The sequence below is a fragment of the Microcoleus sp. AR_TQ3_B6 genome (genome assembly GCF_036702785.1).
Lineage (GTDB): Bacteria > Cyanobacteriota > Cyanobacteriia > Cyanobacteriales > Microcoleaceae > Microcoleus.
The window spans coordinates 1-12,685 of sequence record NZ_JAUBVJ010000030.1 but is presented as its reverse complement, the minus strand read 5'-3'; the positions used below and the strand labels follow the sequence as shown (position 1 = coordinate 12,685).

Annotated in this window: 10 protein-coding genes and 1 pseudogene; 4 read left to right on the top strand and 7 right to left on the bottom strand. The window is 45.0% G+C overall.

Going from position 1 to position 12,685, the window contains the following annotated elements; translation table 11 throughout:
• Positions 1-172: 172 nt before the first annotated feature.
• Positions 173-1,375 (bottom strand): zinc ribbon domain-containing protein, encoded by a 1,203-nt coding sequence (locus QUB56_RS16225; protein WP_332956452.1) that lies wholly within the window; start codon positions 1,373-1,375, stop codon positions 173-175.
• Between the two features lie 511 nt (positions 1,376-1,886).
• Positions 1,887-2,891 (bottom strand): RNA polymerase sigma factor, RpoD/SigA family, encoded by a 1,005-nt coding sequence (locus QUB56_RS16220; protein WP_332956450.1) that lies wholly within the window; start codon positions 2,889-2,891, stop codon positions 1,887-1,889.
• Positions 2,892-3,675: 784 nt separating this feature from the next.
• Between QUB56_RS16220 and QUB56_RS16215 the strand changes: the two genes are divergently transcribed.
• Both QUB56_RS16215 and QUB56_RS16210 read left to right on the top strand, forming a co-directional pair.
• Entirely contained in the window at positions 3,676-4,428 is a 753-nt protein-coding gene (locus QUB56_RS16215) for a hypothetical protein (protein ID WP_332956448.1), read from the top strand.
• Positions 4,429-4,435: 7 nt separating this feature from the next.
• Positions 4,436-5,116 (top strand): OmpA family protein, encoded by a 681-nt coding sequence (locus QUB56_RS16210; protein WP_332956446.1) that lies wholly within the window; start codon positions 4,436-4,438, stop codon positions 5,114-5,116.
• A gap of 76 nt (positions 5,117-5,192) precedes the next feature.
• On the opposite strand, the gene QUB56_RS16205 is transcribed toward QUB56_RS16210, so the two are convergent.
• The 4 genes from QUB56_RS16205 to ribBA form a co-directional block, all read right to left on the bottom strand.
• A complete protein-coding gene (locus tag QUB56_RS16205) occupies positions 5,193-6,923 on the bottom strand; it encodes an ATP-binding protein (RefSeq protein ID WP_332956445.1) in 1,731 nt (576 codons plus the stop codon).
• Positions 6,924-7,118: 195 nt separating this feature from the next.
• On the bottom strand, positions 7,119-8,558 hold the full coding sequence (locus QUB56_RS16200; RefSeq protein ID WP_445243361.1) for a pentapeptide repeat-containing protein: 1,440 nt from the start codon (positions 8,556-8,558) through the stop codon (positions 7,119-7,121).
• Positions 8,559-8,605: 47 nt separating this feature from the next.
• On the bottom strand, positions 8,606-9,061 hold the full coding sequence (locus QUB56_RS16195) for an HAD domain-containing protein (protein ID WP_332956443.1): 456 nt from the start codon (positions 9,059-9,061) through the stop codon (positions 8,606-8,608).
• A gap of 270 nt (positions 9,062-9,331) precedes the next feature.
• Positions 9,332-11,047, bottom strand: a complete 1,716-nt coding sequence (gene ribBA, locus QUB56_RS16190; protein WP_332956442.1) for a bifunctional 3,4-dihydroxy-2-butanone-4-phosphate synthase/GTP cyclohydrolase II — start codon at positions 11,045-11,047, stop codon at positions 9,332-9,334.
• Positions 11,048-11,217: 170 nt separating this feature from the next.
• On the opposite strand from ribBA, the gene QUB56_RS16185 reads away from it, so the two are divergent.
• Positions 11,218-11,421, top strand: a complete 204-nt coding sequence (locus QUB56_RS16185; protein WP_332956441.1) for a hypothetical protein — start codon at positions 11,218-11,220, stop codon at positions 11,419-11,421.
• Positions 11,422-11,544: 123 nt separating this feature from the next.
• A complete protein-coding gene (locus QUB56_RS16180; RefSeq protein ID WP_332956439.1) occupies positions 11,545-12,066 on the top strand; it encodes a site-specific DNA-methyltransferase in 522 nt (173 codons plus the stop codon).
• Here QUB56_RS16180 and QUB56_RS37260 read toward each other — a convergent pair.
• Positions 12,058-12,510 (bottom strand): annotated as a pseudogene (locus tag QUB56_RS37260) (ScaI family restriction endonuclease). The gene QUB56_RS16180 and the pseudogene QUB56_RS37260 sit on opposite strands and share 9 nt — an antisense overlap.
• Between the last annotated feature and the right edge of the window lie 175 nt (positions 12,511-12,685).

Here is a 12,685-nt window from a genome sequence, read left to right as displayed (position 1 = left end):
TTTCAAAAAGCTCCTAAAGAAACCGGGTATCTGCGGTAAACTAAATCTACGTAAATTTATGCCGATCGACTAGAAGTGTCTCAATTGCTGGTTTTCAATTGTTGATGGTTCCCCTTAGGAGGATTGTCGAGCTTGGACACTATCCCATCTACTAATTGCGTAACCGTACCGACTACCCCTGTCGGTGATACTCATCTTCCCACCCGATCGCTTCTACTTTAAACTTAGGATTGATCCATCCTAAGTCCCAAACTTCGGTAACAGATTTGCCAATTGAAGTCAAATATCGAACTGTCGGCAACAGTAAAACCTTGCCGACTTCCGCATACTTCATCCAGCGATTTATTTCGCTATCAGAGCGACAATACAGAATGTTCAGCGCGGCCTTTTTATCAGATTGAATCACTACCTCGGTATAAGCGGTAAAAACATCCCCATCCCGTTTACCCAATAACGTCCCGGTTTGAGAACACATTTGCGAAGTGTAAGCAGGATTTACCACTGATAAATTCGATCCTGTCTCCCTAGAGATTTTCTCCCATGAAGCTTGCAATCTACTTTTCATCCACTGATTAAGCTGGCGATTTATCGCTTTAGATTGGTGCTTGCCACTGATGGGCTGAGTGAGGTCTTCGGCAAAGATTCGAGTCGGTGAAGTGATGAGTTTCTTCAAATCTCTGCAAATAAAATTCTGTAGGGTTGCCCGCTCTCGCTGAATTTTTCTGGATTTAACCTTGTGAGCCAGATTGTTTCCCCATATATTTTTGACTTTGATTGGATCGTCAAGGTCTTTAATATAAGAACGCTGTCGGTATTTATTGCGATCGGTGCTGACACTCCGCTTTGATTTAGCAGTCATCAACTTACTTAAAGCCGCGGCAATCTCGTCACCATAAGAGGTGTCGTTGTGCAGTAAATCAAAGAGATTGTCTCGCAATATCTCCGTTTCCGCTTTCGGAAACTTTAATAGTGAATCATTATTTTTGGTAGATTTGGCTGTTTTCAACCACGAATTTGTGCGTTCTTTTTCGACTGGGCTTAAAGGATATGTGCGCCCCATCCCACGGACAACGCCAACCTTCGCGGCTTCTTGTTGGGCGGCAATCGCTTTCATTGTGTAGCTAATTGACCATTCCCATAACTTTGACTGCAAGTTGATATCTGTGGCTTTTAGAATTGTACGAACAATGGGGTTTGCCTTCTGACCGTCGAGTCCCCATCGCTTTACAGAACCTAATTTGTTGTAAGTTAAAGCTCTGGAGATTCTGCACAGTTCCGCGATCCGGTCAACCTGAGTTTCGTCGGCACAAGAGACAACAGGTATCACCGGGGTGTAAACTTCTTCAGTTTTCTGTTGTTTCTTGGAACCTACCATATATACGTGGCTTTCCTTAATCTCAGCAATTTACTAATATGCACAATTATACACAGATTTAAACAGATTTACCGCTTTGTGTTCAACCGCTTAACGCTGGGTATTAACTTGAATGAACGAGCGCCCGCCTCCTGAAGTTAAATCTAAGATTAGTTTTGACAATTTTTGCGTCCGCCCCGCGCGATCGACCCCTCAAATATAGCCTTTTTCAGATAGATGAGGTACAAGTTGAGATTTGAGATTTGAGATTTGAGATTGGGGGATTGGGGGATTGGGGAATTGTTAATTAATTGGTGAATACCTCATCTTTCCGAGAACCGCTATAATACCATTTTAGATTTGATATTTTAGATTAAAGAATTGAAGGATTTGGCGTGACCTATTCCCTAATGGTTTGGAGCACATAGCTACAGTTACATTTGTTTTTACGGGTATAAAAGTATTCTTCCCAGCCACGCCAACACGAAAAAAAGAGTTGAGATTTTGGGAAAAATCTCAACTCTTTTACTGACTAACTAGCCAAGTATTCTCGGACTTGAGCTTGGCGGCGCCGCAGGTGGGCGAGGGCTTGATGTTCTAGCTGCCGCACCCGTTCCCGGCTGAGATTGAGCCGTTCTCCGACTTTCGCTAGAGACATTTCGGTGCCGTCTTCCAAACCGAAGCGCAGAATTATTACATCTCGCTGCTGGGGGGTAAGTTCTGATATCAAAGTATCGAGGTCTTGCCGCAGCAATTCCGAGGTAATGTAGTTGTCTGGAGATGCAGTTTCGTCTTCTAAGAGTTCTTGCAGTTCGGTATCTTGGTTATCTCCTACCCGCAAGTCTAAAGAAACTGGATGTCTTGCCATCAGCAGGTATTCCCGAATTTGGGAAGGGTGCAGTTCTAGGGCGGTGGCAATTTCCGCTGGGGAGGGAGACCGGCCCAACTGCTGGGTGAGTTCCCGCTGCACTTTTTTGATTTTGTTGAGTTTTTCGGTGATGTGAATTGGCAATCGAATGGTGCGGGCGTGTTGGGCGATCGCGCGGGTAATTGCTTGCCGAATCCACCAGTAGGCGTATGTGGAAAATTTGTATCCCCGCATCGGGTCAAATTTTTCGACTCCTCGTTCTAAACCGAGAGTACCTTCTTGAATTAAATCCAAGAATTCCATATTGCGTTTCTGGTATTTTTTGGCGATCGCCACTACTAGCCGCAAATTCGCTTCAATCATCTTTTGCTTGGCGCGCCGCCCTAACTGCAATATCCGGTTCAGTTCAGGTTCGGTCAACTCCATTTCGGCAGCCCACTCTTGAAGAGTCAGATCCCGCTGCCATTCTTTAGCAAGTGCTTGTTTTGCTTCGATTAATTTCATCATTTGCTGCACTTGCTTCCCGAAAACAATTTCTTCTTCTCGGGTTAGCAGGGGTACGCGACCGATCTCATGCAGATAGGCACGAACCGTATCCGTTGAGGAGTATGGCCGGCTGCCCATGCGATCGGCTTTCACTGTTTTGTTTTTGGGGGTGGTGGTGGACATGGGTGAGTTTTGCACTCCTTGTAACAACAGATAAAAAGTTGGTGATACTCTGTCCCACTTTTGCAAGTGGGATAAAGACTGCGACAAGGGGGATGTTTCCCCTCCTGTTTATCGGTGACGATCGGTAGAAGCTTGTTGTTTGGGATTACTTTTGTGCTTGATTTCCCAGTAATCCCATCGATTTTGGATAACTCGCTAGCTTTAACGGCTAGTTCAAGGCGAAGTGAAGTAAGACTTTACTTTGTTCAATATTATTCCAAATTTTGAGGATCGTAAAGAGTAAAAACCTCTGTCTTAAGGTCAAGATTCTACATTTTTCCTTAAGCTTTTAAATTCCCTGGTCGTTTTAAGCGTCACTCAACTTCACAATACTCATGCAAACAGACTCATGCAATTCCAGGGCTTTGTTTTCCTCTCTGTTCCATCATCGCTTGAAATTTTCTCCCTGCCTAGATGCTGCGATGCGAGATAACCGAACTCGATCGCCGTATTCACTGCCACTTACTCTTTAAAATATTTTAAATATTTATTGACATTTTTCTGGGAGTATGCTACTCAAATTCGGCTGCGAGTAAGTAAAGGTGTATCAAAACTGGCTGTGGGGCTGTTTGAGCTCAATTGTGCCGCGAGGCTCAACCATATTTAAGCTTAGGCAACTTTTGTGAAGTTAGGGATAAGGGGTGAGGGGGTGAAAGGGGAAAAGCTTCGGATCCCAAGCTGGGGGCTAATTTTTTTGACGTTCGATCGTAATTTCTAGTTAAAGAGATTTTAAGGGATCTCGCACTTGGTAGCTCATTTAATTCTCAAGGCTAGATTAAACCCGCAACAAAAGCTACCACTCTCAATTAAAATTAGCACAAAAGCTCGATCGGGTGCAGCAATGAAAGCTAAAAATTTCCCACAATTAGCATTACTATCGCTGGTGTGTGTCGCCTGTGTGCAAAACCCATTGGCACAAGCTCCCGCCGCGTCGTCCGCACCCACTACCCCAACTCCTACGGCAATTCAAACTCCATCAATTTCACCTCCCGTTCAAACACCAAGAGCACAAGAACCCGCCGCATCGCCCGCACCCAATACTCCAACTCCTGGGCCAATTCAAACTCAATCTCCAAATCCTACACCAATTCCGACTCAAACGAGTTTAGAGGTTGCCCAAAAACCTACAAACTCTCTGCCACCTGCACAAACTTACGACCTCCGGGTTATCACTAACCAACTATGGCGACGGCTGACCAAAATTACCTTTGGTGAAGATAGCATTATAGTGACTATGGCGATTACAAATGGTAGCAAGGAAGTTGTAATGCTTAATGGTAAAGATGGTATGTATCTCTACGACAACTATAACCAACGATATAATTTATTACCTCCCTCCAATAATACCCAAATTCTGATTAAACCAGGCACTACGCTCAAAGGGCAGTTTGTATTTGTAGGTTGGTTACAACCGAAAGCCAAGTATTTGGGGCTGTATTCCACTATAAATGATGGTAGCACTATTACCCTATTCTACAATATTCCCATTAACAGGTAATTGAGAAATGACCAACCTAATTAGACTGATTAATACTACGATAATCTCATCATTGCTTTTCGCGACCTCATCCTCTCATTTAGCTGCCAGTAAATCCCCCAAAGTCGATACGGTTGAATCAGAATCAACAGCAGTTACAACCTTAGAAACAATACCAATTACTCCTACTACAGTAAAAGTTGAAATTATTGCTCAGACTACAGTAAAAATTGAGAATATCACCGCCAATCAAACTGCGACAGAGGAGCAGCTACCAACTCAAATAACAACCGAGACTGTCAAAAACATTGAAACAGAGTTGAACGCCGAAAAAGTACCTGAAGGCATCAGAATTAATGTGCCAGAAACTATTTTATTTGATTTTGACAAATATAACGTCCGCGCCCAAGCTAAACCCACTCTCACCAAGATCGATCTGCTGCTGAGACATTACAAAAACGCCCAAATTTTCATCAACGGACACACCGACAACCGCGGGGAAGATTCCTATAATCTCGATCTTTCCCAGAAGCGAGCCGCCGCGGTAAAATATTATTTTATTAACGTTTTTAAGGTGCAGAATACCCGAATGCAAACCAAAGGGTACGGCAAAGCTAAACCGATTTCTCCTAATAATAATTTAGACGGTTCAGACAACCCGGTGGGGAGGGAAAAAAACCGCCGCGTTGAATTAATTATTAAAACATAGGAATTAGATTTTTTTACCGCAGATGCACGCAGATTAACGCTGATAAAGAGGAATTTTATAATGGTTTAATCTGTTGTTAAAATCCTAAATCCATTTTGGCAGCTTCAGCTTCTGCAAATACTTGTTCGTCGGGCATTTCTTGCCAGTCAATATCCCCGATTTCCCTGTAGAATTGCTCGTCGTAAGGACGAGTCTGCACGACTACTGGCATGGGTACGGCGTGGCCCAAAACTAATGCTTGCTGTTTGGAGTCGAGTTTTGCCAAAACTGAACGCAAACTCTGCCCTCCTGAAACGCCGGTAAAAATAGCATCGATGTCTTTATCGTCGTTTAGCAAAGCTGTGATCCGGGTGCCGACTTGCGACATGACTTCGGCGTCGATGCCGGAGGGACGCTGGTCTACAATCAGCAGGGTTACGAAGTATTTTCGCATTTCTCTGGCAATTGTACCGAAAATAGTCGATCGGACGATCGCCGGATCGAGAAAGCGGTGAGCTTCTTCTATGGTAATTACCAAGGGCTGCGGGCGATCGCACGGATTTTTAGTCTGCAAAAACTTCTCAGCCTTCCGCACGTAAGATCCGTGAATGCGGCGAGTTATCACGTTTGCCGCCAACATATACGACAGCAAATCCGAGTGCGAACCGAACTCAATTACTACATTTTTCCCAGCATCCAAACACTGCAAAACTTCTGTTACATAGTTTTTCGGACAGCGTTTCCGAATGTATGTTAAATCATTCAGCCGCTCTAATTTGCGCTGCAAAGCCATAATCGAAGACTTATTTCCCCGCTTTTCTTCGCAAAACATTTGGATATCTTCGTTGGTCATTTCCAGCAACTTGTTGATCCAAGCACTTCCCAACTCATTTCGCAAAATAATCGCATTTTCGATACTAGCTTCCGACAAATTTAACTCGCGCTGCACTAGGGCGATGTCTTCCACTTCAATTTGATCGAAACTCAAAAACAACTCTTGAGCGTCGCGGACTCCCCGGCGTTTGGTCGATTCTGGATCGAGGGTATAAATCTGAATTTTATCGGGAAACAACTGCCGCAAACCTTTAACAGTGCTGAACTGTTTCCCTTCCGAAACAGCTTCCCACCCGTACTCCGAGTGCATATCGAAAATTAAATTAACAGCAGCTTGCTTGCGAATAATTCCCGATAGAAGCAAGCGAGTCAGAAAAGATTTTCCCGTTCCCGACTTGCCAAAAACTCCGTTGCTGCGTTCCACAAACCTATCTAAATCCAAGCACACAGCAACGTCCATGTCAATCGGTTTGCCGATCGCAAAATTGCGGCGGTACGGGTCATCTTCCCAGCCAAAAACTGCCCGAAAATCGGTTTCTTTGGCATCAAACACCTGGGAAAAGTGGCTGGGAATAGTTTTGACCGGCAGCAACTCCATATCGGCCCCCGTTTGTGACTCAAAAGAAGCCAAATTTCCTAACGCCAACTTGTTCTCGCGGACTGGGCCGCCTAGGGGGTCGAAAATTGCCTGCTGTTTTTCTCGTTCTGCAGTCAACATCAACATCGGCGAGAGTTCTATGGTACCGTAGGTGCTGCTACCGGCTAGCACTGCTAGAAGAAAATCGTCGTTGGGATTGGGAGGATTTGATAAAATGCGAGCGCTGGAAGTTCCGAGAGACACGTCGGTGAGCATACAGAAAAAGTGCGATCGCACCCCCCGCACTACTAGAAATTTTCCCACCCTCATATCTTCCACCGAAACATCGGCGTGCAGTCGCACTTCTAATCCCTTGCTGAGGGAACCTTGAATAACAGAGCCTAACGGTCGATCCATTTTAGATTTTAGATTTTAGATTTTAGATTGTTAATAATCGAGCCATTTTCGCTGGGCGATTTTTGATTTTCGATTGTTAACAGTCAACGAATTACCATTCCGACGAGCCCTTTTAGATTTTAGATTTTAGATTGTTAATAATCGAGCCATTTTCGCTGGGCGATTTTTGATTTTCGATTGTTAACATTCAACGAATTACCATTCCGATTCTAGTGGCTCTTCAAAAAAACTCTGGCTCAGCTCTACATCGGTCAAATCCGTTTCGCTCAAATAAGCGTCGGTCAAAAATATCCCTTTTAAACTAGCACCTTTGAGGTTAGCACCTTTGAGGTTAGCACCTCTGAGATTAACCCGGAATAAATGAGCATTGCTTAAGTCTACCTCAGTTAAATCTGCTCCCTCCAAATTTACTCTCATCAAATCTGCTTTTCTAAGGTCAGCTTCGTTTAACTTCGCGCCGCTGAGGTCAGCTTTTGTCAAGTCTACACCTCTTAAGTCTGCCCCGCTCAAGTTAGCGAACAGCAAAGTAGCTCCGGTGAAATCTGTCTCCCTCAAATCGGCATCGCTTAAATTAGCGCCACTGAGGTCTGCCCTTGTTAAGTCTACACCCCGGAGGTCAGCAGAACTCAAGTTTACTTCCTTTAAAATTGCGCCGCTTAAATCGGCTCCTCTCAAATCTGTTCCCTCCAAGTTGGCACCTTTGAGGTAAGCTTTTTTTAAGCTAGCTCTGCTGAGGTCTACATTTTTGAGATTGACCGAACTTAAGTTAGAACCGCTCAAATTAGATCCACTTAAATCTGACCCGTTTAAGTCGGCTCCGGTTAAGTTTACCCCTTGCAGCAATACATTGGGAGCAATCAAATAAGCTCCGCCCAGGCTGGGGTCGATACCTTCTGAAAACAAAGTCTTGTTGCTGTAAACAGATTTTTCTAAAATCGTGGCGTTCAAACTGGCTTCCCTCAAGTCCGCTCCGCTGAGGTTGGCTCCTGCTAAGTTTGCCCGATCGAGTTTGGCGCCAAATAAAATAGCTTGGTATAAATTTGTCCGCCGCAAATCGGCTCCTTTTAAATCGGCTTCGGTCAAATCTACCATAGCCAGATTTAAGCCGGGGAACGAAGCATTGGGAGCTAGCAAAAATGCTCCCATTGCACGCGGGTCAATATCCTCGGGAAAGATAGTCCGGTTGTTGTATACGGCCTTGTCTAAAATGGCGCTGCTCAACTGAGAACCGCGAAAATCGGCTCCGCTGAGGTTGGCTCTGGTTAAGTTGGCTTCCTGGAGATTTGCTCCAACTAAATTAGCCTTGATCAAACTTGCTTGTTTGAGGTTGGCGCCCACGAGTTCGGCTCCTACGAGAGTAGCTTCTCGGAGGACTGCACTGGTCAAATCGGCTCTAGTGAGGTTAGCTAAATTGAGAAATGATTCAGCTAAATCCGCCCCGCTGAGATTGGCGCCGGTGAGGTCGGCTTCGATCAAGTCTGCATACCTGAGAATAGCGTTGCTGAGGTTGGTTTCTCGGAGGTCGCTGCCTCTGAGGTTGGCTCCCCGGAGTTCCGCACCTCCGAGGTCAGCACCTTTAAGCGCTTGCCCCCTGAAGTCGAGCCGGTGCAGTAATTCACCAGCGTTCATTTCCATATCAATTTGCCCCCTCTATTCCGATACTTTTTTCCTAACATTTGAAATCAAGTTAGATATTCTGAAAGTACCTTTGCTGAGTTCTGGTCAAAACCATTGTAATCATCAATAGCCACAACTGGCGAATCTGGCGGATAGTGTTCGGGAATATCGTCAATGGCTACCCAAGGTAAATTTTCTGCTTGATTTTGTCGCAGATACTCCAGAACTTCCTGGTGTCGTAGATATTTGTGTTGGTGAATATTTTTGGGATTGAGGAAAGGGGTGAATCCGATAATACGGCTAGCGATATCTGGTGAAAACAATGGTGGGATTACCTCGAAGGGGAATATTTCACGCCAAGAGGATGAAATTACTACTAGCGCATTAGGATAGGAACGGAGGACATTTTCAAAGTGATTAAGGCAATCTGAATTAAATTTCATTAGCTCTGCTAGCGAGCCAGGTGTTTCATGTCTTCGCTCAGGAATAAGGACACCATCAATATCTAAGAAAATTAACATTAAGTAAAATTCCTCTGGAATAATTTAATGACTATTAATACTTGTCAATAAGATAAATGTGTGCATCTACTATACTCTCTCAATTGTTCGCTGCCTCGACTTGTTAGACTGCAATCAACAAACATTGTTGTTCACTGTTTTTCGGGGCTGCTGCTTTCTGACGAAAGGAAGATGTTGGTATCAACAAGTATTGTTCTGAAATTCACTGTTTTTCGGGGCTTGGGCTTTCCCCCCTGCTGGGATAGGGGGGTTGCCTTCTACCTTCAGCCTTCAGGGAATAGGGGCAAAACTGTAGATTTTTTGAGGTTCGAGCCGATCGCAAATTCCGACTAATTCCGACAAAGGGAATGTCTCGCGATCGAGCTGAACTTGCAGGGTTTTGAGCGGATCTCCACCGGAGGAAACCATCAATTCTAATGTTTGCAAATTCGGCTGGGTGCTGATGGAAGCCAGAATGTGGCGGATCGCCTTGACGTAAGGATGGTTTACCTCAGAGTACCAGTCGGGGGCACAGAGTCCGGCTTGATCGAAGCCGAGGTGAACGATGAGGGAGCCTTCTCCAAAAAGGGCTATTCCCACCGGCCGCGCTTCTTCTTGCAGCAGCAAATGCTGGCTAGCGGCCAAATGCCGCAGTTTCTCCAGGTGTTCGTACCGATTTTGAATGGCAGAATCTTCCTCTTGTCCTTCTGCTTTGTGGCTTCTGGCTTCTTCCTTCGTTTCGTTCCACTGAATCGCCACTGTTACTAAATAAGTTTGCAGCAGCATATGACCGAGTTTTTCGGCTTTTGTTGCCAGATAGATCGAGTTGTAATCTGTGGCTTCAATCAGTAAGGGGACGCGATCGGCTACTTCAATTCCGTAACCTTTCAAACCTGCAATTTTGCGGGGGTTGTTGGTAATCAACCGAATTTTTTTTACTCCCAAATCGTTGAGCATTTGCGCTCCGACGCCGTAGTTCCGCAAGTCGGCGGGAAATCCCAACCGCTCGTTGGCTTCTACGGTATCGAATCCCAAATCTTGCAGCGAGTAAGCTTTTAGTTTATTTACCAATCCAATACCCCGACCTTCTTGGCGCAAGTAAACTATGACGCCAGAACCGACATTTTCGATCATTTTCAGTGCCGCTTGCAGTTGCATCCGGCAGTCGCAGCGCAGGGAACCCAAAGCATCGCCGGTCAGGCATTCGGAATGCACCCGCACCATCACGGGTTTGTCTTTAAATTCTGCCGGGTCGCCCTTGACAATAGCAACGTGTTCTGAGTTGTCTTGGGTGTCGCGGTAGGCGTAAATCATAAACTCGCCGAATTGAGTGGGCAATTTGGCGACGGTTTCGCGGCGGACGAATCGATCGTGCTCGAGCCGGTAGCTAATTAAGTCGGCAATACTGATTATTTTGAGGTTGTGGGTTTTGGCGTAGTCGATTAACTCGGGCAACCTCGCCATCGAACCGTCGGGGTTTTGAATTTCGCAGATCACGCCGCTGGGATACAGCCCGGCGAGTCTGGCGAGGTCAACCGAGGCCTCGGTGTGACCGGCGCGTTTGAGGACGCCACCGTCTATCGCCCGCAGGGGGAAAATGTGACCGGGACGGCGCAAGTCTTGAGGTTTGGTGTCCGGGTGGATGGCTACTTGGATGGTGCGCGCCCGGTCTTCGGCGGAGATGCCGGTACTGACGCCGTTGACTGCATCGATGCTGACGGTGAAGGCTGTTTGGTTGTTGTCGGTGTTTTTGCTGACCATGAGGGGCAGTTCCAGGCGATCGAGCCTTTCGCCGCTCAATGCCAGACAAATCAAACCCCGGGCGTTCACCGCCATAAAATTGATGTTGTCGGGGGTGGCGAATTGGGCGGCACAAATCACATCGCCTTCGTTTTCGCGATTTTCGTCATCGACTACTACCAGGGGGCGACCTGCTTTGAGGTCTGCGAGGGCGCTGTCGATCGAGTCAAATTGAAAGGATTGAGTTGAGGAGTTGTTATTTGGCACTGAGGAGTTCAAGCTATAAACAGTAATGTTATGGAAATAGAATGTATTTGTGATTGTAACCTTTTGTTTCCGACAGGGCGATTCCCCAGTCCAGATGAGTTTGACAATTTTTCTCAACTCACTTACTATAATTATTGCATCTTGTCAACAAAATCTCTCCCCAATGTTTCATGAGCTTGACTGAGATCGCGAATATTTTAGGTAAACCGTACTTCCAAGCTCCTAATTGCCTAATTTATAACCTGGATTGTTTGGAAGCATTGAAGCTGCTGCCGGATCAATTTGTAGATTTAACCGTTACCAGCGGGCCTTATAACATCGGCAAAGAGTACGAAAAATTCTTGGTGTTAGATGAGTATTTAAACTGGTGCTAGCAGTGGATAGCGGAGGTTTACCGGGTAACGCTCGACCGAGGAGCGTTTTGGCTGAATTTAGGTTATTTGTCAATTCGCGATCGGGCAAAAGCAATTGGGATTTCCTACCTGCTTTGAGACAAAGTGCCTTTTTATCTGATTCAAGAAGTTGTCTGGAACTACGGCGCGGGAGTTGCGGGCAGCAAGTTCTTTTCACCCCGCAATCAAAAGTTTCTCTGGTATGTGAAAAATCAAGACAAGTATACATTTAATTTGGATGAAGTGCGCGACCCAAATGTGAAATATCCGAATCAGAAAAAGAACGGCAAGATTAAAGTAAACTTAAAAGGCAAAAATCCGACGGATGTTTGGCAGTTCCCAAAAGTTACGTCAGGGAAAAACCGAGCTTCAAAAGAACGCACGCCTCACCCCGCTCAATTTCCTGTTGCTGTTGTCGATCGCATCATCAAGTCTGCATCGAATTTAAACGAAATTGTTTTAGATCCGTTTATGGGTTCCGGGACTACAGCAATTGTGGCTCTGGGTTTGCAGCGACAAGTTATTGGATTTGAAATTAGGGCTGATTACTGTGAGATTGTCGCTAGTAGAATAGATAATTTTTTGATGGACAAGGAACTCAGAGAAGCACATTTATCTTTATTTTAAAGTTGGTAATTCCAGCAATTTATAACGTTCAATATCCGAACTTAATTTCGCTTGTTGCCCAGTGGCAGAGGCTTGACATTGCCAATCTTCTCGGTCTAACCATCCAAATCTGACTAAATTAATCTGCGGTAGTTGTGAGCATTGATTTTTTTGGTTGACTTTCTGGAAATTAACAACAAGATAATAGCCCGATTTATTCTTCTTTCCTTCTATACCAGTAGTGCTTAGTTGAGGAAAACTGCGATTTCCATATGTATTACGATTACTTGAAGAAGTTTTAATCTCGATCGAGAAGCAATCATCTAGAAGACAGACCAGATATTTTTCAGTAGCAGTTTCTTCGCGACGCCAAATTCCTGGCTATCGCCTCCCCAATTCTAATGGGATGAGTTCGTGCAAAAAGTATCCCATAATTTGGGGGCGAGGAAATAAATCGACACCTATTTTATATTTTTTGCTGGTAAAAATAGATTCAAATATTTATCGCCAGACTTGAATTACTACTTCATATATTTCCTTGGGCTTAAGTGGATGTATCTTTATTATACCAATTTTCAAAAATCATGCAACAGTAGCTAGGGCTGACAAAATGTAATCCCATCCAGTTATAGATGCTATT

Coding starts and splice junctions, on each gene's coding strand:
- QUB56_RS16200 (WP_445243361.1), bottom strand. CDS start 8,558: ATGGAAATGAACGCTGGTGAATTACTGCACCGGCTCGACTTCAGGGGG.
- QUB56_RS16185 (WP_332956441.1), top strand. CDS start 11,218: ATGAGCTTGACTGAGATCGCGAATATTTTAGGTAAACCGTACTTCCAA.
- QUB56_RS16210 (WP_332956446.1), top strand. CDS start 4,436: ATGACCAACCTAATTAGACTGATTAATACTACGATAATCTCATCATTG.
- QUB56_RS16205 (WP_332956445.1), bottom strand. CDS start 6,923: ATGGATCGACCGTTAGGCTCTGTTATTCAAGGTTCCCTCAGCAAGGGA.
- QUB56_RS16225 (WP_332956452.1), bottom strand. CDS start 1,375: ATGGTAGGTTCCAAGAAACAACAGAAAACTGAAGAAGTTTACACCCCG.
- QUB56_RS16195 (WP_332956443.1), bottom strand. CDS start 9,061: ATGTTAATTTTCTTAGATATTGATGGTGTCCTTATTCCTGAGCGAAGA.
- QUB56_RS16220 (WP_332956450.1), bottom strand. CDS start 2,891: ATGTCCACCACCACCCCCAAAAACAAAACAGTGAAAGCCGATCGCATG.